20 protein-coding genes and 1 tRNA gene are annotated in these 20,371 nt (G+C 71.8%); 11 read left to right on the top strand and 10 right to left on the bottom strand.

Translation table 11 applies throughout. From position 1 onward, the window contains the following. Nucleotides 1-20: 20 nt before the first annotated feature. Together ACFS27_RS02835 and ACFS27_RS02830 are read right to left on the bottom strand one after the other, a co-directional pair. Nucleotides 21-608: a DUF305 domain-containing protein gene (locus tag ACFS27_RS02835; RefSeq protein WP_377180128.1), complete on the bottom strand. Its 588-nt coding sequence runs from the start codon at nt 606-608 to the stop codon at nt 21-23. 99 nt (nt 609-707) lie between these two features. Continuing rightward, nucleotides 708-1,163, bottom strand: coding sequence for a DUF6153 family protein (locus ACFS27_RS02830; RefSeq protein WP_377180126.1), 456 nt, complete (start codon nt 1,161-1,163; stop codon nt 708-710). 120 nt (nt 1,164-1,283) lie between these two features. On the opposite strand from ACFS27_RS02830, the gene ACFS27_RS02825 reads away from it, so the two are divergent. Together ACFS27_RS02825 and ACFS27_RS02820 are read left to right on the top strand one after the other, a co-directional pair. After that, nucleotides 1,284-2,201 carry an alpha/beta fold hydrolase gene (locus ACFS27_RS02825; RefSeq protein ID WP_377180124.1) on the top strand — a complete coding sequence of 306 codons (918 nt, stop codon included), beginning with the start codon at nt 1,284-1,286 and terminating at the stop codon, nt 2,199-2,201. A 25-nt stretch (nt 2,202-2,226) separates the two neighbouring features. Continuing rightward, nucleotides 2,227-3,087 (top strand): EamA family transporter, encoded by an 861-nt coding sequence (locus ACFS27_RS02820; protein ID WP_377180122.1) that lies wholly within the window; start codon nt 2,227-2,229, stop codon nt 3,085-3,087. Between the two features lie 20 nt (nt 3,088-3,107). Here the strand turns inward: ACFS27_RS02820 and ACFS27_RS02815 are convergent, their stop codons facing one another. The 4 genes from ACFS27_RS02815 to ACFS27_RS02800 are packed head-to-tail and all read right to left on the bottom strand — an operon-like array spanning nt 3,108 to nt 7,301. Continuing rightward, nucleotides 3,108-4,010, bottom strand: coding sequence for a GntR family transcriptional regulator (locus tag ACFS27_RS02815; RefSeq protein ID WP_377180120.1), 903 nt, complete (start codon nt 4,008-4,010; stop codon nt 3,108-3,110). A 2-nt stretch (nt 4,011-4,012) separates the two neighbouring features. Continuing rightward, nucleotides 4,013-5,068, bottom strand: a complete 1,056-nt coding sequence (gene pdxA / locus ACFS27_RS02810) for a 4-hydroxythreonine-4-phosphate dehydrogenase PdxA (protein ID WP_377180118.1) — start codon at nt 5,066-5,068, stop codon at nt 4,013-4,015. Beyond that, nucleotides 5,065-6,324, bottom strand: coding sequence for a four-carbon acid sugar kinase family protein (locus ACFS27_RS02805; protein ID WP_377180116.1), 1,260 nt, complete (start codon nt 6,322-6,324; stop codon nt 5,065-5,067). Before ACFS27_RS02805 ends, pdxA begins: the two co-directional genes overlap by 4 nt. Beyond that, the gene (locus ACFS27_RS02800; RefSeq protein WP_377180114.1) at nt 6,321-7,301 is read right to left on the bottom strand and encodes a 2-keto-3-deoxygluconate permease; all 981 of its coding nucleotides are present in this window, start codon (nt 7,299-7,301) and stop codon (nt 6,321-6,323) included. The genes ACFS27_RS02805 and ACFS27_RS02800 overlap by 4 nt, the downstream gene beginning before the upstream one ends. Before the next feature lie 198 nt (nt 7,302-7,499). Between ACFS27_RS02800 and ACFS27_RS02795 the strand changes: the two genes are divergently transcribed. From ACFS27_RS02795 to ACFS27_RS02780, 4 genes are all read left to right on the top strand, one after another. Continuing rightward, nucleotides 7,500-8,663 carry a VanZ family protein gene (locus tag ACFS27_RS02795; protein ID WP_377180112.1) on the top strand — a complete coding sequence of 388 codons (1,164 nt, stop codon included), beginning with the start codon at nt 7,500-7,502 and terminating at the stop codon, nt 8,661-8,663. Nucleotides 8,664-8,838: 175 nt separating this feature from the next. Beyond that, on the top strand, nt 8,839-10,032 hold the full coding sequence (locus ACFS27_RS02790; protein ID WP_377180109.1) for a sensor histidine kinase: 1,194 nt from the start codon (nt 8,839-8,841) through the stop codon (nt 10,030-10,032). After that, nucleotides 10,029-10,634: a response regulator transcription factor gene (locus ACFS27_RS02785; protein WP_377180107.1), complete on the top strand. Its 606-nt coding sequence runs from the start codon at nt 10,029-10,031 to the stop codon at nt 10,632-10,634. The genes ACFS27_RS02790 and ACFS27_RS02785 overlap by 4 nt, the downstream gene beginning before the upstream one ends. Before the next feature lie 28 nt (nt 10,635-10,662). Next, nucleotides 10,663-11,322 (top strand): hypothetical protein, encoded by a 660-nt coding sequence (locus ACFS27_RS02780; RefSeq protein WP_377180105.1) that lies wholly within the window; start codon nt 10,663-10,665, stop codon nt 11,320-11,322. 55 nt (nt 11,323-11,377) lie between these two features. Here the strand turns inward: ACFS27_RS02780 and ACFS27_RS02775 are convergent, their stop codons facing one another. From ACFS27_RS02775 to ACFS27_RS02760, 4 genes are all read right to left on the bottom strand, one after another. Beyond that, the gene (locus tag ACFS27_RS02775; RefSeq protein WP_377180103.1) at nt 11,378-12,268 is read right to left on the bottom strand and encodes a VOC family protein; all 891 of its coding nucleotides are present in this window, start codon (nt 12,266-12,268) and stop codon (nt 11,378-11,380) included. Nucleotides 12,269-12,339: 71 nt separating this feature from the next. Beyond that, nucleotides 12,340-12,834: an NUDIX domain-containing protein gene (locus ACFS27_RS02770; protein WP_377180101.1), complete on the bottom strand. Its 495-nt coding sequence runs from the start codon at nt 12,832-12,834 to the stop codon at nt 12,340-12,342. A 434-nt stretch (nt 12,835-13,268) separates the two neighbouring features. Further along, nucleotides 13,269-13,344, bottom strand: a tRNA-Asn gene (locus ACFS27_RS02765). A gap of 53 nt (nt 13,345-13,397) precedes the next feature. Further along, nucleotides 13,398-13,967 carry a hypothetical protein gene (locus ACFS27_RS02760; protein WP_377180099.1) on the bottom strand — a complete coding sequence of 190 codons (570 nt, stop codon included), beginning with the start codon at nt 13,965-13,967 and terminating at the stop codon, nt 13,398-13,400. Nucleotides 13,968-13,997: 30 nt separating this feature from the next. Between ACFS27_RS02760 and ACFS27_RS02755 the strand changes: the two genes are divergently transcribed. From ACFS27_RS02755 to ACFS27_RS02735, 5 genes are all read left to right on the top strand, one after another. Then, nucleotides 13,998-14,297 carry a toxin-antitoxin system YwqK family antitoxin gene (locus tag ACFS27_RS02755; protein WP_377180097.1) on the top strand — a complete coding sequence of 100 codons (300 nt, stop codon included), beginning with the start codon at nt 13,998-14,000 and terminating at the stop codon, nt 14,295-14,297. Nucleotides 14,298-14,390: 93 nt separating this feature from the next. Beyond that, nucleotides 14,391-15,512, top strand: a complete 1,122-nt coding sequence (locus ACFS27_RS02750; RefSeq protein ID WP_377180095.1) for a M15 family metallopeptidase — start codon at nt 14,391-14,393, stop codon at nt 15,510-15,512. A gap of 218 nt (nt 15,513-15,730) precedes the next feature. Further along, nucleotides 15,731-18,445 carry a pectate lyase family protein gene (locus tag ACFS27_RS02745; RefSeq protein WP_377180093.1) on the top strand — a complete coding sequence of 905 codons (2,715 nt, stop codon included), beginning with the start codon at nt 15,731-15,733 and terminating at the stop codon, nt 18,443-18,445. A 168-nt stretch (nt 18,446-18,613) separates the two neighbouring features. Beyond that, nucleotides 18,614-19,294 (top strand): hypothetical protein, encoded by a 681-nt coding sequence (locus ACFS27_RS02740; RefSeq protein WP_377180091.1) that lies wholly within the window; start codon nt 18,614-18,616, stop codon nt 19,292-19,294. Between the two features lie 42 nt (nt 19,295-19,336). After that, entirely contained in the window at nt 19,337-20,353 is a 1,017-nt protein-coding gene (locus ACFS27_RS02735; protein ID WP_377180089.1) for an SRPBCC family protein, read from the top strand. Nucleotides 20,354-20,371 lie beyond the last annotated feature (18 nt).

Genomic DNA, 20,371 nt, shown 5'->3' with positions numbered 1-20,371 from the left:
GCCGGCGCACCACTCATCGGTCACATCGAGGTGAGCAGGGCTTCCATCGCGTCGATCTCGGCCGCCTGCGTCTCGACGACGGACTGGGCCAGCTCGACCGCGCTCGGGTCGGCACCCGACTCGATCTCGGTCTGCGCCATCTCCACGGCGCCGCGGTGGTGAGCGATCATCTGCTCGAGGAACAGCCGGTCGCTCTCCGGGGCGCTCGCCTCGTCCAGAGCCTGCAGGTCCTCCTCGGTCATCATGCCGCTCATCCCGGCGTGGCCGGAGTGCTCGGCGCTGCGGTCGGCGCCCCAGGCGTCGAGCCACTGGCCGAGCTGTTCGATCTCCGGGGCCTGTGCCGCCTTGACCTCCGCGGCCAGCTCCGTGACCTCGGGGCTCGTCCCGTCCTTCGCCAGGACGACGTCCGCCATCGTGATCGCCTGCTCGTGGTGCGGGATCATCATCTGGGCGAACATGACGTCCGCGTCGTTGTGTGCGGCTGCATCGCCGGCCTCAGCACCGGCCACGGTGGACGTGTCCTGCGGCGTGGGCTCCTCGGAGCCCGAGCAGCCGGTCAGGGCAAGTGCTCCGGCCAGGACAACGACAGACATCAGGGTGCGCTTCATAGGGTCTTCCTCCAGCTCGTCGGGGTAGCACTCACTGGCGCGACCGTGCGTCGGCACGCTCGCGCTGGCAGGGTCGACGCGTGCGCGTCGACGCCGGGGCTACGTCCGGAGGATGCAGAGCTCGTGGAGGGAGGGAGCGGTGACCGCGCGGACATCGACCGCCACCGGCGTCGGGGGCATGGACCACGCGGGCAGGACCCGCCACAGGAGCCGTCGTGCCGGCACGACCAGTGCCAGCAGCGCGACGAGGATCATGAGGCACATCGCCATGGCGGCGTCGTGCCCGCCGCACCCGCCGGCACAGTCGTGGTCGGCCCCGGCCGCTTCCGCCGCGGCATGCTCGTCGGGAGGCGCGGGCAGTGCGATCCCGCCGACCGGCGTGGTGCCCTGCGCGACGACGGCGGACTCGGCGTGCGGCGCATGGTGCGACGTCGGGGACCCGCTCATCGAGTGCATGGTGACGACGCCGACGATCACCGTCAGGATCACCAGCGCGCCGTTCAGCCGTCGCCCGGGACCGGTCAGGGCCGAACGGAGGAACGAGAGCACGCGCACGCCACGGAGGCTATCGCAACGCCGGGGCCTCGCCGTACCACCTGCCGTGTGCCGATGCGGGTCGGCACGGTCGGTGCGAACCTGGGGAAAGACGCAAAGTGGGGCATGCCAATGATTCCGATGACCGATCGAGGCGCCTGGTCGCCGACCGCCTACGCGCGCAACGGTGACGTCCGGATCGCCTACGACCGGTTCGGCCAGGGCGGGGACATTCCCCTCCTGCTGCTGATGGGCCTCGCGATCTCCCGGTTCTGGTGGCCGGACGGGCTGTGCCGGGCCCTGGCGGACCAGGGCTTCGACGTCATCCGGTACGACCAGCGGGACGCAGGGGAGTCCACCCGGTTCGGTCGCGCCGCGCAGCGCGGCCCGTGGGCAGGGTTGCTCGGCCCGCACCGCGTGCCCTACACCGCGGAGGACATCGTCGACGACGCCGCCGCGGTGCTCGACGCCGTCGGGCTGGACCGGGCGGTGGTGCTCGGGCACTCCCTGGGCGGCGTCATGGCGCAACGCTTCGCGCTCCGCCATCCGCAGCGCGTGATGGGGCTCGTCTCCTGTGACGCCCCACCCAGCGACGCCGCCGGGCTCGCCGCGCTGCGCTACCTGCGTCCCGGTCTGCTGGCGCGGCTGGCCCCGAAGCGATTCCCCGTCGGGCGCGAGGGGGACATCGCCGGGTCCCTCGCGGTCGCCAAGCTCATGGCCTCGCGGGCCAACCCGTGCGACGAGCAGGCGGCCCGCGCCCGGATCGAGAGCGGCCTCGACCGCGGGCCGCGCGACACGAAAGGCCTGGGGCGCCAGCTCCGCGCCACGTGGCACGGGCCGTCGTTGCGCGACGTCGAGGCCCCCACGCTCGTGCTGCACGGGGCGGACGACCCCCTCATCCGGAGATCGGCCGGGCGGGCCGTCGCGCGCCGGGTCCCGGGAGCGAAGCTCGTGCTCCTGCCGGGTATCGGCCACGACCTGCCGCCGGTGACCTGGGGGACGATCGCGGAGGAGGTCAGGCGCCTGGTCGCCGTCGACCCCACGCGGGTCGGCCGGTGAGCAGCCAAGGCCGGGAGGCCTGAGCGTGGGGATCGCCCTCGCGCTGCTGTCGGCTCTGAGCTACGGGGTCTCCGACGTTCTCGGAGGCCTCGCCGCGCGCCGTCTGTCGCCGGCGCGGGTCGCCCTCGTCGGGCAGGTCGGCGGCCTGTGCGTGACGGCTGCCGCAGTGCTCCTGGTGCCTGTCGCGCCGCCGCGGATGCCCGACCTCGCCTGGGGCGCCGCCTCGGGGATCGGCACCGGGCTGGGCATGGCGTTCCTCTTCCGGGGCCTGAGCCGCGGGGAGATGTCGGTCGTCGTGCCGCTCAGCGCCGTCGGTGGCGTCGCGCTACCGGTGCTGGTCGGCGCGGCCGTCCTCGGGGAGCGGCTGTCCTGGCCGACGTGGATCGGGGTGGCGATCGCGCTGCCGGCACTCTGGCTGATCAGCAGGGCCCCCGGCGGGTCCGTCCCGCCGTCCCGCGCATCGGTCGTCGACGGGCTCGCCGCCAGCGGTGGCATCGCCGTCCAGTACCTGTGCCTCGCGCAGACCGCAGCCGCCACGGCGGGCCTGTGGCCCGTTCTCAGCGGCCGGGTCGCCGCGATTGCCACCGTCCTGGTCGCCTCGGCGACCCTCGTGCGAGAGTCCGCGGACGACCGACCCGCCGCCGGCGCACCCCCAGGGGTCCTCGCGATGAGCATGGGGGCGGGCGCCCTGGCTGCTGCCGCGCTGGGTGCCTACCTCTTCGCGCTGCGCACCGAGTTCGTGACGGTGGCCGTCGTCCTCTCGTCCCTCTACCCGGTGGTTCCGGTCGTCGTCGGTCTCGTCTTCCTCGGGGAGCGGCTCGGACGCACCCAGGCGCTCGGGCTCGCTGCCGCACTCGGTGCGACGGTCCTCATCGCCACGTCGTGACAGCGAGCCGGCTGCAGGGCTCAGCGAGCCTCGTCGCGTTCGAGCTGCCGCGCCAGCTCGAGCATCTCGCGCCCGAGAGCGTCGAGGCGGGCCCGGAGGTCGGCGCTGCCCGCACCGGCGCCACCGGGCCGCGCATCGAGCGGGCCGGTCGGCGCGGTCTCGGCCCGACGCCCCGTGAAGGTGTCGGCCAGGCCGGCGGCGTCGGGCTCCCGGATGACGTTGATGTCGAAGACGACCCGGTCGGCCCGGTGCCAGGTACGGAACACCTCGACCGGCCGGGCGGCCTCGTCGGTGCTCGTGCCCTCCAGGAGGAGCACGGGGGCGCCGACCGGAACCCGGAGCAGCTCGGCGGTCTCGGTGTCGGCGCCGACCGCCCGCACCTGACGCTTGCCCGCCACGATGCGCGTCCCGAACCGGCGCTGGATCGTGGCGTGCAGCGAGGCGTCGGTCAGCTCGTCCGCCGTCAGGCCGCAGAACTCCTCGGGCAGCCAGGTCTCGATGGCGGCGAGCGGCTCGCCGTCGGTGCTGCGCAGACGCCGCATGCGCAGCACCTGGCCGGAGCCGAGCACGCTGGTGGCCTCGGACGCCGCCTCTGTCCCGAGCTCGAGGACCCGGGTGCCCACGTGCACCCCGCCGTCCTCCACCTGGGTCGACAGGCCCGGGACCCGCTGCACCAGGCGGTGCAGCTCGCCGCGCTCGCGGACGGTGGTGCCCCGGCCGCGGCGTCGCTCCACGAGACCTTCCTGCTCCAGCGCCGCCAGTGCCTGGCGGACCACGGAGCGGGAGACGCCGTAGCGTTCCTGCAGCTCGGCCTCGGTCGGTACGTGCGCACCCGGTGCGAGCGCGCGGCCGAGGATCTGCGCGCGCAGCTCGCTGCTGAGCTTGCGGTGGAGCGGCGTGCCGTCAGGTCCCGGGAGTGCCACGGTCAGCTCGCTGTCTGCTGCGACGTCTGCTGTGCGGTCTTCTGCGCCGTCTGCCAGACGTGGTCCCAGCCGGGGGCGAGCTCGGCCGCCCGCTCGATCGCGAGCACGAGGCTGGCCTCCCGGGCGATGCCCTGGCCGGCGATGTCGAAGGCGGTCCCGTGGTCGACGGAGACGCGCACGACGGGCAGGCCGACGGTGATGTTCACCCCGTCGTCGCCGTAGACCGCCTTGAACGGGGCGTGGCCCTGGTCGTGGTAGCAGGCGATGACCATGTTCCACTTGCCCTTCACCGCGGCAGGGATGAGGGCGTCGGCGGGCAGCGGTCCGTGGGCGTTGATGCCGCGGCCGCGCGCCGCCTCGACGGCGGGAGCCAGGATGTCGGCGTCCTCGTCGCCGAACAGCCGGTTCTCGCCGGCATGCGGGTTGAGGCCCGCGAGGCCGATCGCCTCGTCCGGCCGGCCGAGGGCAGCGGTGAACGCGCCGGCCAGGTCGAGGACGTTGCGGGTGCGCTCAGGGGTGATGTTCTCGATCGCCTGCCGCAGGGAGACGTGCGTGGTGAGGTGGAAGAAGTACAGGTCGCCTGCGGAGAGCACGAGGCTGAAGTTCTCGACCCCGAACTCGTGGGCGAGCAGCTCCGTGTGCCCGGGCCACTTGTGCCCGCCCGCGTGCATCGCAGCCTTGTTCAGCGGCGGGGTGACGATGGCGTCGACCTGGCCGTCGCGAGCCAGGCGGCAGGCTTCGACGACGAACCGGTAGGCGCCGTCGCCGGCCGCGGCGCTGAGCTCCCCGATCGGGACGTCCGCGAGGGAGGGGCCCGTCTGGAGCAGCTCGATGACGCCGGGGGTGTTGGCGGCGTCGGCAGGGGTGTCGATCACCCGGACGGCCGCTGGGTCGCCGCCGGTCGCGGAGACGGCACGCCGCATGGCGCCCTCGTCGCCCACGACCACCGGGACGCACCGGGCGCGCAGCTCGTCGTGGCCGAGCAGGGCCTTGGCCGTGATCTCGGGGCCGATGCCGGCTACGTCGCCGAGGGTGATGGCGAGGGTGGGGATGCTCAAGGGTTTACCTCCTGGTGGGAACAGTACGACCTCAGGTTCGCGAGGACGTCGACAACGGTCCGAGCGGTGCCGAACCCGCCTGCCTTCGTCACGACGACGGTGCCGTCGGCCGAACCGCCTTCGAGATGGCCGAGGGGTACGCCCTCGGCCACGGACCCGGCGATCCGCACGCTGCGGGCGCCGAGGCGGGCGAGGACGGCGCGGCTGCCGTCCCCGCCGATGAGGACTATCGCGTCGGGACGGGTCCGCGCGGTGACCGCTGCGACCAGCTCCGCCAGAGAGCTCGCTGCCTGGGCGGCACGCTCCCGACCCGTGTCGGTGGGCTCAGGGGTGCGGACGAGCACGGTGGCGGGCGGCGTCCGCCGGCCGAGCCCGGCCAGCCACGACGCGACCGCGTCGTCGGCCCCGACCGCGGGGTCAGGCACCAGGACGTGGGTGTCCGGCTGGGAGCGGACGAGCTCGTCCGCCTGCCCGAGCGAGACCTCGTTCAGCGAGCTGAGGACGACGAGCACCCGCTCGACCGCGCCCTGTGCGAGCTCGGGGCTGTCGCCGCCGCCGCCCCAGCGTGGTGCGAGGGCTGCCGCGAGGCCGGCCGAGCCGACCGGGACGGCGTGCGCGCCGAGCAGCGTGACCGCGTCGGCGAGGTGCTCCAGGTCGGAGTCGGCGACGGCGTCGACCACCACGGTGCCCGCGGTCTCGCCGGCCTCGGCGAGGCGGACCGCGAGGGCACGCGCGTCGCCGTCGGCGGGTACCCGGACGGCGCCGGGCAGGAGCACGGTCAGGTCGCTCTCGTGGACGGGGGTGACGGGGTCGCGGCCGGCGGCCGTCGTGGCGACGGGGGCGCCGTCCACCAGGAGGACTGCGTCGCTGACGGTCCGCCGCAGCGCCGGGTAGCTCGGGCAGACGACGGCGAACGCGCCGGGCACCTGCTCACGCCAGGCGGCCAGCGCCCCGGCGATCTGTCCGGCGACGCTGCCCCGCATCGTCGAGTCGATCTTGACGTAGAGCCGCTGCGACCCTGCCGAGACCAGCCCGCGGACGGCGTCGGCGGTGGCTGCGGCCGCTGCGGCGTCGTCGAGGGGGCGGGCGTCGGTGACGACGGCGACCGCCGTCCGCTCGCCGACGGGCAGCGCCGAGCCGAGCGCGAGGTGGCTCCGCCAGCCGGCGCGGGCGAACTGCACCACGCAGTCGCCGGCCCCGGTGAGGTCGTCCGCGACGACCGCGACGGTGTTCTCGCGCATGCCGTGCTCGCTCATGCCGCGCCACGTCCCTCGTCGGCGGGGGCGGGCGCCGGCTCGGCGTCGCTCTCCGTGAGGCCGCCCTGCCGCTTGAGGACGATGGTGGCGATGAGCGGCGCGAGGATGGCGCTGACCAGGACTGCCGAGGCGACCTGGGCCGTCGCCACCGCGACGTACGGCTCGAACGTCGGGTCGATCCCGCCGATGATCGCGGGCGTCGCGACGGCGTTGCCCGCCGTCGTCGCCGCCGAGATGGCGATGCCGGACTTGATGCCCCGGCGCAGGATGAACCGGTAGCCCGAGTAGGTCAGGACGCCGGTCAGGGCGACGGCGAGGACGCCGACGAGGATGCCGCTCGCGCCGCCGGAGACGACGTCCCGCAGGTCGATGCCGGTGCCGAGCGCGAATGCGAAGAACGGGATCACGATGTTCGGGACCGGACGCATGATCTCGGTCCAGCGCGGGTCCAGGTTGCCGACGATGAAGCCGAGCACCAGCGGGATGATCGCCGCGAGGAACGCCGTCAGCGGGATGTCGGCCAGGCCGGAGGCGCCGAGGAAGAGCATGGAGATGAACGGGCCGTCGTTCAGGGCGGAGGCCATGTAGGCACCGCGGTCCCGCTCGTCGCCGTACTTGCCGGTGAAGGCCAGCCACAGGCCACCGTTGCTGTTGTCCATGGTGGCCATGAGGGCGAGGATCGAGACGCCGAGGAAGCCCTCGATGCCGAAGATGCTGCCGGCCAGGGCGACGAGCGCAGCGGGGATCAGGGACTTCGTCAGGAGCAGCGTCCCGGTGGTGGCCAGGACGGGCCCAGAGGTCCTTGCGGTGATCTGCATGCCCGTTGCGAAGATGAGGACGGCGATCAGGGGCAGGGCCGAGTCCTTGAACAGGGCGGTGGTGAACGATCCCAGCTCGAGGAAGCCGGGGAAGAACGTCCCCACCACCGAGCCGAGGACCAGCGGGATGAGCATGAGCCCGCCCGGGACCCTGTTCATCCAGTCGTAGAGGGGAACTGTTGACTTGGGTGAGCGCCCGGCATCCATGGCGAACCTCTCGTTCGTGCGCGGCCGACGACGGCGTCGCAATTGTTAGGACAAGAAAGTACGGACGAAGTTACGCCACTGTCCGGGCGCGGGCAAGTCCCATGACCCCTGCGCGGGCGCCCGGGCTGCCCGGCGCCTACCGTTGCCGCCGTGAGCGACGTGTGGACCTGGCCGGCCCAGGTAGGGGTGCTGTTCGGTGTGCTGCTGTTCGTGGCGCTCCTCGTACCCGTCCTCGCGATCCAGGTACGCCGCTACGGAGCCATCAACCTCGTGCGCCTGGTCGGCGCGGCAGCGCTCGCGATCTACGGCACGGCGCTCGCCGCCTACACCTTGCTCCCGCTGCCGTCGGGTGACCTGGTCGCCTGGTGCGCCGACCACGGTCACGAGGGCGCACAGCTCCGGCCGGGGCAGATCTTCGCGGACATCCGCGAACGCACCGCCGGACTGTCGATCGGCGCAGCGGTCCGGGACGTCTCGGTGCTCCAGGGCGTCTTCAACGTCGTGCTGTTCGTGCCCTGGGGAATCCTCGTGCGCCGCTACCTGGGCTGGGGCCTGCTCGCGTCCGCCGCCTCCGCGCTGGCCGCCTCGCTCCTGATCGAGGTCGTCCAGCTGACGGGCATCTTCGGCCTGATCCCGTGCTCCTACCGGCTGGCCGACGTCGACGACCTCGTCACCAACACCCTCGGGGGCGTGCTCGGAGCCGTCATGGCCCCGTGGGTGCTGCGCTGGATGCCCAGAGCGAAGACCCTGGCGGCCACCCGGGGCGTGCCGCGGCCCGTGACGGTGTGGCGGCGCTGGCTGGGCATGGCGGTGGACGCCGCCGCGTACTCGATCCTCAGCGGGCTGCTCGCCATGGCGTGGGGCCTGGCCGGCTACCTCGGGACGGGCCGGGTCCCGCCCGACACGGTCGCGTTGTGGCTGTTCGCCAGCGCCCTGCCATGGATCGTCGTGTTCGTCCTCCCGCTCGCCACGGGCGCGGGGGAGTCGCTGGGGCAGCGCACCGTGTGGCTCGCGGTGGTGCCAAAGACTTCGCAAGGGGCCGACGGCGGTGCCGGGCTCTCGTGGCAGGCACGCGTGCGACGAGGGCTGGCCGGGGGAGCCCTGTGGGGCCTGCTCCAGGCACTGTCGGGGGCCGCGACGATGTTCGACGTCGGCGTTCTCGCCCCTGCAGCGGGACTTGCCTCCTGGCTCGCAGCGGTGCTCGTCGTGGCCGTGCCGTTCACAGCCGGCAAGCGAGGGCTCTCGGGCAGGGCGGCGCCGTATCGGCTGGTCGACGCGCGGGAGGGGTCGGAAGCCCTCAGCGCCCACCGGTGACATCTGTCATGCCCGGGCCGGGCGCATCGCAGCCAGGCTCATGATCGGTGGCACTGTCCGGCGGGCGAACCACGGCAGAGGCTGGGGGCATGATCAGCACCGAGACCGCCCCGGACGGCGCGCCGACGAGGGGCGCGACCGGACCAGCCAGGGTGCGGACGGCAGAATGAGGCGCATGGGGGATCGGACGACGGCCAGCGCACGTCGGTTCGAGACCTATGTACGCTGGTCCGCCTACACAGCGGCAACGGTGCCGATCCTGTCCCTCGTCGGCGGGGCGCGCGCCGCCGCCGAGGCCGTCGCAGAACATCGCGCTGCGTTCGTCGTGGCCGTCGCGCTGGCGATCGTGCTCGTCGCCGGGAACATCCTGATGTGCCGCTGGAGCGTCGACGTCCTGGTCCGCCGCCCGCGGCGGGTCCCGGTGGCCGTCGTCGTGGTGTGGCTGCTGGCCCTCGCGGGACTCGTCACCGTGACCCTTGCCCTTGCTGCGCCGGTGCTGGGGCTGACGGCGGCGGTAGCCGTCGGTTCGGCCGGGTCGAGCCTCGTGCTGATGCTCGACGCGCGCCGGACGCTGTACCTCAACGCGGTGCTCGTCGTGGTGGCTGTCCCGCTTGCCGCGGTCGCGGACCTCAACCTCCTGGTGACCGGGGTGCTGCTGATCAGCCTTCTGCTGTGGACCTACTGGTCCAGCGGGTGGTTGCTGCGGGTACTGCGTGAGCTCCAGGAGGCGCACGAGGACCGGGCGGCCCTGGAGCTCGCGAACGAGCGCCTGCGCATCTCCCGCGACCTGCACGACGTGTTCGGCCGCACCCTCGCGACCATCGCGGTCAAGAGCGAGCTCGCGTCCGAGCTCGTCCGCCGTGGCGGCAGCGAGCAGGCGGCCGACGAGATCGCGGCGGTCCGACGGCTCGCTCAGGAGGCGGGGAGCGAGGTGCGGCGCGTCGTGCGCGGCGAGGTCCACGTGACGTGGGACGACGAGGTGTCGGGCGCACGCTCGCTGCTCGGATCGGCGGGCATCCGGTGCACCGTGGTGGGCGACCCGGTGCCGGAGGAGTGCGCAGAAGGGCTCGCGTGGGTGGTCAGGGAAGGCGTGACGAACGTGCTGCACCACTCGGTAGCGACCCAGGTCACGCTCGCGACCACCACCGAGGACGGGCAGGTCCTGCTCACCATCGCGAACGACGGCGCGGGCCGTGCCGTCGACGCCGTGCCGGACGGACCAGGCGCGCCGCGGCCCGACGGCGGTACGGGGCTCCGCGCGATGTCCGAGCGGATCGGGGCGCTCGGCGGGCACGTCGCGACGAGCCGCGACGGAGACTGGTTCCTGCTCGAGGCCACGATCCCCCTCCCGGAGAGAGCTCTCGCATGATTCGCATCCTCGTCGCCGACGACGAGCACCTCATCCGCGCCGCCATCGCCGGCCTGCTCGATCTGCAGGACGACTTCGAGGTGGTCGGGCAGGCGGCGTCCGGCGCGGAGGCGATCGCGACAGCACTGCGGCTCCGGCCCGACGTGGCGCTGCTGGACCTCCAGATGCCCGCGCCCGACGGCATCGAGGTGGCGCGCCGGCTCTCCACGGAGCTGCCGGGCTGTCGCTGCATCGTCGTGACGTCCCACGGACGCCCCGGTTACCTGAAGTCGGCGCTGGCCGCGGGCGTGCGGGGCTTCCTCCCGAAGACGGTGTCCTCGACCGGCCTGGCGGAGGTCGTACGGAAGGTCGCGGCCGGCGGCCGGCACGTCGATCCGGAGCTCGCGGCGGAGGCGATCGGCGCGGGCGACTCCCCGCTCACGCCGCGCGAGACCGACGTGCTCGCCCTCGCGCGCGACGGTGCCCCCGTCGACGAGATCGCGCAGCGCGTCTCGCTCTCCCGCGGGACCGTGCGCAACTACCTGGCGGCAGCGATCGCGAAGCTCGGTGGGGCCAACCGGCACGAGGCCGCGCGGATCGCTGCCGATCACGGCTGGATCTGAACTACTTGCTGACGATGGGGAGCCTCGGATGTTCAAGGAGTGGTCGCGGCGCCGGGCCGTGCAGAAGGTCAAGCCGGGCGACGGCCGCCCGCTGAAGCGCTTTCGCTGGTGGCAGCCACTCTCTCGGTCTCTGTTCTACCTTCCGCTGCAGGACGGCGACGGCCGGCAGACGGTCTACGCCGTCGACGTCAGCTACCTCCAGGCGGCACTGGCCGAGGACGGCAAGGGCAAGGCCCATCTGTACCTCGACGGCAGGCACCACGCCGAGTCCACGCTGCCGGCAGCCTTCCCGGTACCCGGAGGCGTGATCGAGGTGGCGTCGACGTCGTTCGGCCTCAAGCGTTGTCACTACGTCACCGACGAGGGGGCCGAGTACCAGCTCCTTCCGGACCGGAGCTCTGCCGAAGGGCGTCGCGAACGGCTCGACCACGAGCGTCCCGAGCTGAGCCGGTGGATCGGGTTCATCTCGCTGCTCCTGCTGGTCGTCCCCGCGCTGCTGGTGATTCCGCAGCTCGTCGAGGTCGTCTTCGAGATCCCTCCGGTGGCCGAGCGTTTCGGCACCTTCACCTCGCCGGTCCATCTGCCGTTCTGGCTCAACGTCGCGCTCGGGCTCGGTGCCGCCGTAGCCAGCACGGAGCGCGCACTGCGCCTGCGATACAGCTGGTTGGACTCCGTGGCGCAGGGGTGACCGCGGGCTGCGGACGACGTGTCCGATCCGGGGGCCCGATCGGTTCTGGGCTGACTCAGTCCCGCTTGACCTGCTCCCCGGACTCGAGGAACTCCTCGGGCGGATCGAACTGCGCCAGGACGAGCTCGGCACCGAACGGGTCGCGGATCGTCGCCTCCTTTGTCCACTCGCCGTCCTCGGTCGCCACTACCGTCGCGCCCGCACGCTCGGCCTCCGTCGCGGACCGGTCCCGGTCGGCGACGGTGAACGCCACGGACCACCGCGCCGGTCCCTCGGCCTGCAGCACACCGGCGACGACGTCGGCGAAGCCAGGCGGCGCCTGCTCCTGACGTTCGTGGATGCCGGGGTCGACCGTGCGGGCCAGGTGGTCGCCGTAGCCGGGGACGCGCGCCATGCCGGCCCCGAGGTCGTCGGTGCGCTCCCAGCCGAGCAGCGGGCCGTAGAACTCCAGAGCGCGGTCCACGTCCGGAGTGAGCAGGCTGCTGAAGTTCCAGGTGCCCGGCGTGTTGACGACCTGGGCACCGGGTCGGGTACCCGCCTGCCACAGACGACTCGGCGCCCCCTGCGCGTCGACGATCCGTGCCATCCGACCCGCAGGCTGTCCCGGCGGCCCGACGGACTCCGGCGGAGAGCTGACGACGCCGCCCAGCCCCGCAACCCGTGCGGCGGTCGCGTCGACGTCGTCCACGGCGAGGTAGGTGTGCCACGCGACCTCCCCGTCGAACCCCGCGGCGGGCGTGGCGATCGCGGCGACCGCCGTCGCGTCCGTGCCGTCCACCGACGCGACGACATAGCGCCCGGCCGCACCGGGCGGCAGCTTCTCGGTGAACCGCCAGCCGAACAGGTGGCCGTAGAACGCGAGTGCCGCGTCGACGTCCTGCGTCTCCAGGTCGATCCAGCTGGGCACGCCGTGCGGGTACGTGTGAGTGGTGCGCGAGTCGGCCATGACGCCCTCCAGATCGGTTCCGTTACCCCGATCCTGCCTCGGACCACTGACACTCGGCCCTGGGGCGACCGTCAGGAGGCCCTCGGCGTCTCGAGGGCGTGCTGCAGGCGGTCGACGAGCTCGGCCTGCGCGCTCACGACCAGGCGTCGTGCGTCGTCGGGCCCGAGCCAGGCGACGCGGTCGATCTCGGGCACCTCGATGCGCAGCCCCGACCGCGGGGGCCACTCGATCTCCACCGTGTTGCTGCTGATCTGCGCCAGTTCGGGCCCATCCTGGGGCCACTCGCGGGCCCAGGCCAGCACCTTCTTGCCCGAGCGCTGACGGACCTCCCCGAGCTCGACGTCCGGGCCCGACGACGGCGGCAGGTCCAGCCCGAGCTCCTCGCTCGCCTCACGCAGCGCCGCGGCGTGCGGGTCCTCGCCGGGGTCGAGCTCGCCCTTGAGGACGGTCCAGGCGCCCGCGTCCTTCCGGGCCCAGAACGGCCCGCCCATGTGCCCGAGCAGCACCTCCAGCCCGCCGTCGGGCAGTCGTCGGTAGGGCAGGAGACCAGCGCTCGTCGTCGGCATGGGTCCAGTCTCACGCTAGCTCGACGACCCGGCTGCCTCGGTGAGTCGGTGAGTCAGTGAGTCGGTACGTCGTTGTCGCCGCGATGAGGTGCGCGGACACGGGCAACCGGGTGTCGCTGGTCGGCGGAGGCCCGCCCCCACCTCCTGCCGAGTGCAGACTTGGTCGCGCCCGGATTCGCCGAGTGCAGAGTTGGTTGCGGGTACGGGGCCGTCATCCGCGACCAACTCTGCAGTCGCCGATCACGAGGGCGACAAACACTGCACTCGGCAGGGGGGGACTGGTCATGGACGCGGGGTGTGGCGACCAACGTGTGGCGTGGGCGGGTTCACTCGGCTGAGCGGCCCAGGTGGCTCGGCAGGTGGTGCGGCCGGTGGCCGCGGCGCCCCGGTGACAGAGACAGCAAGGCCCGGAATCCTAAGGATTCCGGGCCTGGTGGCTCCCGCGGTTGGACTTGAACCAACGACCGTCCGATTAACAGTCGGATGCTCTGCCAGCTGAGCTACGCGGGATCGCGTTCGCCCTACCGGAACCGGTTGGGCGACCGGTGAAAACTCTAACAGGTTCAGCCGGGTAGTCCTGCCGCATTTCGAACTCGCGCCTCAGCGGCGTCGATCACATCCGCTATGTCCGGATCGGTCACGTCCAGGTCGCTCTGACCGATCACCTGGGAGAACAGCTCGCCGTCCGCGCGGCGTCGGACCGCCACGCGGGCGGAACGCCCGTCCGGAAGCTTGACCGGCTCCGCCAGGACCACCGACCACTGCACCCGCTCACGCAGCACCTGCGGCAGCACGGAGCGACGGCCGTCGAGGGGGAGCGCTGTCGGCTCGTCGCCGTCGACCCAGTGCACCCGGATGACGTTGGACTCCATGTCGTAGGTCGCCCGGTCGACGTCGGACCACACCCTGTGCACGACGACGGACGGCGCGCCCCGCGACTCGCCGTCGTCCTGGCCGCTGGGCGCCTCGGCCGCCGAGATCATCAGGAGCTCGGCGCGGGTGGCGAACGCCCACGCCTCACCCGTCGACGTGACCAGCGGCGCTTCGGCCAGCACCGAGTCGGTGCGGTGCGAGCGCACTGCACGGCGGACGGCCTTCTGCGGGCGGTGCCTGGACCACCATCGGAAACCCATGTTCCCACCGTAGTGCCGCAGACTGGAGTTATGAACAAGGCCGATCCCGTGTCTCCCGGGCCCGCAGAGGTGCCGCCCGGTCCGTCCGGCGAACTCACGGAGCGGGTCGAGCACCACCGCAACGGTGTGGTGCATGCCCGGGGGAGCGAGCTCGGCGGTGAACCGCACGGTTACTGGGAGTGGTGGCGTACCGACGGCAGTCGAAAGCGCTCCGGTCACTTCGACCGGGGTCGCCAGGTGGGGGAGTGGACCACGTACGACCGCAACGGTGTGGTCTACAAGGTCACCGCGTTCGGCGACGGAAGCGGCGCGGGCGAGCGCCAGAGCTGATGCGGGACGTGTCGGCCGGGCCTCCTCGTGGCGACGGAGTTCACCCGCTGGCGGGTCGGTCGGAGGGTGGTGGGTGCCGTAGGTTCTGGGCTCGTGACCTCGACGAACGCCATGCCTGCTGTTGATCCCTCAGGCATGAAGGCCGGCGCCACGGCAAGAGACCGCCGCGAGGCGAAGAGCCGCCGCCGCCGCACGCTGCGGGTCGTTGTCGCGACGCTCGTGGTCGTTCTCGTGCTGGGCGGCGGTGGCGTCGCCTGGTGGGTCACGTCGGAGACGGACGCCCTCTCCACGCAGGTCACCGCCGCCAAGCAGCTGATGGTGGCCTCCGACGGCAAGGTCGCGGAGCAGACGACGCGCGTCGGGCTCTCCGCGCAGATCACCGAGGCGGACTCCGTGCTGGACGAGTCGGCCCTCACGCGGCTCACCACGGGGACGGCGGACGCCCGGGAGTCACTTGGCGTGGCGACGGACGCCGTCCGGGGCTCCATGGTCGAGTTCGCCCGTGGCCAGGTCGAGACGGCCCGCCAGGGCTTGGCGGCCGCCCAGGGCCAGGCTGAGAAGGTCTACGCCGCGACGGAGGGCCAGGGTGTCGACGACGGCACACGGGAGCGCCTGCAGTCCGCCCTGGAGGCCGTGGCCACGGCCGACGCCGCCGCGGACAGCAGCGTCGGCGGCGAGGACCTCGCTGTGCTGGAGCAGGCCGCGAACGACCTGAGCACGAACCGTTCGGTCGTCACCGTCGCGACCGCTGCGCTCTCCGAGGCGCAGGACGCGATCACCTGCCCCGCTCCGGACCAGACGTGGGACCCCGACAGCGGCAAGGTGCCGGACTCCGCGCTGGCGGAGATCCCGTGGGCACCCACGCACTTCGTGCGCGCCGACGTGCTGGAGAGCCTGGTCAAGCTCGATGCCGCCTATCAGGAGGCCTTCGGCGAGCACCTGACGATCAACTCGTCGTACCGCTCGTACGAGTCGCAGGAGTCCATCTACGACCCGTCGTCGCCGATCGCGGCACCGCCCGGCTGCTCCAACCACGGGCTCGGGCTCGCTGTCGACATCGGCGGTGGCGTCGAGGCGTTCGGGACGGAGCAGTACGAGTGGCTCAAGGCCAACGCCGAGACCTACTCCTGGACCCACCCGGACTTCGCGGAGCCGAACGGGCGCGTCCCGGAGCCGTGGCACTGGGAGTCAGTGCTCGCGCGCGCCGGCTCCTGAGCCCGCAGCACCCGCCTTCCCCGGTTCACCCCTCTTGGGCACGAGGGGTTGCCATCCGGGAAACCGGTTACTAGGATCCGAGAAACCGGTTACCCGCGAGGTCGAAAATCATCCGGTCGGCTCGTGCCAGCGTCGGCGCGGACGCTTTCGTCGACCCCGCATCGCACGAGGAACCACAGCAATGTCCCGCATTCAACGACGAACGTGAGGCAATGACGATGAGACGACCAAGAGCCATGCAGATCTTCTCGGCGGTGGCGGCGGTGACCCTCGCTGTCACGATCGGGGTGACCGCCCAGTCCATCCCGCAGGCTGCGGCGGCGACGGGCCCCGCCACGGGCTTCGCCACCCAGAACGGTGGGACCACCGGTGGCGCCGGCGGGCAGACGGTGCGAGCCACCACCGGGACGGCGATCCACACGGCCCTGTGCACCCGCGCCAGCAGCAGCACCCCGATCGTCATCGAGGTCGAAGGCACCATCAACCACGGCAACACGAGCCAGGTGTCGGGTGGCAGCTGCAGCACGGCCGACGACGTGATCGAGCTCAAGCAGATCAGCAACGTCACGATCGTCGGCGTCGGCGGCGGTGCCGTGTTCGACCAGATCGGCATCCACATCCGCGAGGCCAGCAACATCATCATCCAGAACGTCACCGTCCGGAACGTGAAGAAGTCGGGCTCGCCCACGTCCAACGGCGGCGACGCCATCGGGATGGAGAGCGGCGTCCGCAACGTATGGGCCGACCACCTCACCCTGGAGGCCTCCGGCGGAGAGAGCGAGGGCTACGACGGGCTGTTCGACATGAAGAACGACACCAAGTACGTCACCCTGTCCTACAGCATCCTGCGCAACTCGGAGCGGGGCGGCCTCATCGGGTCCAGCGAGAGCGACCGGTCGAACGGTTTCGTCACGTTCCACCACAACCTCTACTCGAACCTGAACTCCCGCACGCCGCTGCTGCGCGGCGGCATCGCCCACATGTACAACAACCACTACGTGGGTCTCGTCGAGTCCGGTATCAACTCGCGCGCCGGGGCGAGCGCGAAGGTCGACAACAACTACTTCGAGGACTCCAAGGACGTCCTTGGCACCTTCTACACCGACGAGCGGGGCTCCTGGCAGGTCGACGGCAACATCTTCGACAACGTCACCTGGTCGAGCCAGGGCAGCGAGAACTACCCGGCCGGCCCCGACCCCACGTCGAACACGTCGGTCAGCATCCCGTACCCGTACCCGCTGGACGGGGCGAGCTGCGTGCCCGACGTCGTCAGCGAGACCGCGGGGGCGAACAATGGCCTGCGGGTGTCGGACGGCAGCTGCACGCCGACCGACCCCACCGACCCCCCGACCGACCCGACGGATCCGCCCACCGACCCGACGGATCCGCCGACGGACCCGCCGACCGGTGAGAACCTGAGCGCGGGTGCGGGCGCCGACGGCTCGAGCAAGGCCAGCGGCACCAGCTTCGGCAACGTGGTCGACGGCTCCATGAGCACCTACTGGTCCCCGAGCGGCTCCACCGGCCGGGTCTCGGTCAAGTGGGACGCGGACCGTGCGGTGTCGAGCATCAACATCCGGGAGGCCGCCGGCGCCGTCGGCAACATCGGCTCGTGGCGCGTCGTCAACCACGACACGGGAGCCGTCCTGGCCACCGGCAGCGGCGCAGGGGTCATCTCCTTCGCCACCACCACGCTGGGCAAGATCAACTTCGAGATCACCAGCTCGAGCGGTACGCCGCGCGTCGCCGAGTTCGAGACCTACGCCGGTGCGCCGTCGGACGGTGGAGACCCGGGCGACGGGGACCCCGGTGATGGTGACCCGGGTGATGGTGACCCGGGTGAGCAGCCGGGCGCGGACGCGCTGTTCGTGGCCCCGGGTGGCAGCGACAGCGCCGCGGGCACCGAGTCCGACCCGACGACGCTGGCCGCGGCGATCGACCGGATCGAGCCCGGCGGGACGATCTCCGTGCGCGGTGGGACGTACAACCTCTCGCAGACGGTCGCCATCGAGCCGGGAAACAGCGGAACGTCGGGCAACCGCACCGAGCTGTTCGCCTACCCCGGTGAGACGCCGGTGCTGAACTTCTCCGCGCAGAGCGAGAACTCGGCCAACCGTGGTCTCGCCATCGGCGGCGACTGGTGGCACGTGCGTGGCATCGTCGTCGAGCGCGCCGGCGACAACGGGATCCTGCTGGGGGGCGACAACAACGTCATCGAACGGGTCGTGACCCGGTTCAACCGCGACACCGGCCTGCAGCTCTCCCGCTACACGGCCGGCGCACCGAGCAGCGAGTGGCCGGCGAACAACCTCATCGTGTCGTCGGAGTCGCACGACAACTCCGACTCCGACGGGGAGGACGCCGACGGGTTCGCACCGAAGCTCACGGTGGGCTCTGGGAACGTGTTCCGCTACACGGTCGCCCACAACAACATCGACGACGGCTGGGACCTGTACACGAAGGACGACACCGGCCCGATCGGCGCCGTCACCATCGAGGACTCGCTCTCGTACGAGAACGGGACCCTGTCCAACGGCGGTCAGGCCGGAAACGGTGACCGCAACGGCTACAAGCTCGGCGGCGAGGACATCGCGGTGAACCACGTCGTGAAGCGCAGCATCGCCTACGACAACGGCAAGCACGGGTTCGGCTACAACCGGAACCTCGGTTCGCTGACGGTCGAGAACAACCTGAGCATCGGCAGCACGGAGCGGAACTTCAACTTCGACGGCGGCTCCTCGACCTTCCGCAACAACACCTCCTGCAACAGCGGGTCCAACGACCGGATCATCGGCAACGACGCAGGCGGCAACCAGTGGTGGGCGGGCTCCAACGGCTCCCGGTGCGGGCAGTACTCCGGGTCGCTGGACTGGTCCTTCGCGTCCGACGGTCGCCTCGTCGTGACGATCGGAGGCAACGCCGTCAACCTCTGACAGCGAGCGTGAGCGGACCTCGTTCGCCCCCCGACGCCCCGACCGTTCTCGGTCGGGGCGTCGGTCGTTCTCCCGGTCGCGCGAGTGAGTTGCCCCTGTGGAATCGTGAGATCGGACTTCAGTCGAACAGCCAGCTGGTCAAACCTGACAACGCACATGGAGGCTGTGATGGACGACAAGGTCAAGTTCGCCGGGGTACTGCTCGGCGGATATCTGCTCGGCCGGTCGAAGATGATGAAGACGGCGCTCGTGGTCGCCGGAGCGGTCGCGGCCAAGAGCTCGATGAGCAGCTCGCAAGGGGGCGGGCTGCTCGGTGGGGTGGGTGGCGGGCTTCGCGACTCGGTCCTCTCCTCACCGGAGATCGAGCGGCTCAGGGGCGAGGTCGCCGGAAACCTGGTGGCCGCGGGCAAGGCCGCGGCTCTTGCCGCAGCCACCAAGCGGATCGACGCTCTCAGCTCGACGCTCCAGGACCAGACGGAGCGGCTCCAGGAGGTGCAGTCGGAAGCCGCGCCGGTCCCGGGTGAGGGGCGGACGGAGGAGCACGCCGAGGAACCCGAGGAACCCGAGGAACCCGAGGAACCCGAGGACGAGGCGGAGCCCGCTGCCGACGAGGAGCCGCAGGACGAGGCGGAGCCCGCTGCGGAGGAGGAGCCCGAGGCCGGACCCAAGGAGGAGGAGGAACCCGCCGAGGAGACGTCCGAGCCACCCGCGCGGAGCAGGAGCACGCGGAAGCGCGCCGGGACGACCGGCACAGGCGGCGACACGGGGGCCAAGCCCGCGCGGAGCTCGGCGAAGAAGCCCGCCGCAGCCCGCCAGGGGAGGGCCTCCGGCACCCGCAACCGGGGTTGAGGGGGCCCGGCGCAGAACGGAACTGGCGCAGAGGAGAGTGCAATGAGCAGCAAGACTCCGGCACCACCGGCTGAGGCCCCTGGACTCAGCCCGGCCACCTCGACGCTCAAGGGCTCTCTGGGCGGTCTCGCCCAGGCCCTCGGCGGTCGTGCGGTCGACAAGGTGGCCGAGAAAGCAGGCGGCCTGACGCAGCGCCTCACCGACTACGCGGAGGGAAGACCTTCTCCCGCCGCCGCGGCCGCGGGCAAGGGCGCCGAGGAGATGGTCGACAACGGCTCGCCCCTCAGAGCGGGTCTCGCAGGAGCCGCGACCGGCATCAAGCAGGCCTTCACCGGCGTCAAGGAGTCCGCGTCCGGCGTGACGGACAAGGTCACGGACAAGGTCAAGGAAGCGCTCGGCGGCGGGGGCGGGGGCCGGGGCGGCGGCGACTTCAAGTTCAACAACATCGTCGAGGCGATCGACGTCGGCGCCCCGGTCGACGTCGTCTACGACGCGTGGACCGAGTACGACCGCTGGCCCGATTTCATGAAGAAGGTGGAGCACGCCGAGCTCGACCCGGACGAGGGAAAGGTCTCGTTCAAGGGCCAGGTGTTCTGGTCGCACCGCCAGTGGGACGCGACCATCGTCGACCAGGTCCCGGGCCGGCGGGTCGTGTGGGACTCGACAGGCCCGAAGGGGTACCTCAACGGCGTCGTGACGTTCCATCCTCTCGGCGAGGAGCTGACCCGGATCGTCCTGGCGGTCGAGTACCACCCCATCGGGTTCATGGAGAAGACGGCGAACATCTGGCGGGCCGTGAACCGGCGCCTGCGCCTGGAGCTGAAGCACTTCGTCAGGTACGTCATGACCGACGTCGTGCTCGATCCCGGCGATCTCGAGGGCTACCGGGCGGAGATCCAGGACGCCGACGTCGTGCGTACCCATGACGAGGTGCTCGAGGAGGAGGAGTCCGCGCAGGCGGAGGACCAGGACAGCGAGGAGGACCAGGACAGCGAACCGTACGACGACGAGTCGGAGGAAGAGGAGGTGCCACAGGAGGCTCCGAGCCGCGCTCGGTAAGCAACGGAGCAGGGGGCC

Source organism: Promicromonospora vindobonensis (genome assembly GCF_042685865.1).
GTDB lineage: Bacteria > Actinomycetota > Actinomycetes > Actinomycetales > Cellulomonadaceae > Promicromonospora > Promicromonospora vindobonensis.
This window is presented reverse-complemented; position numbering and strand designations above follow the sequence as displayed.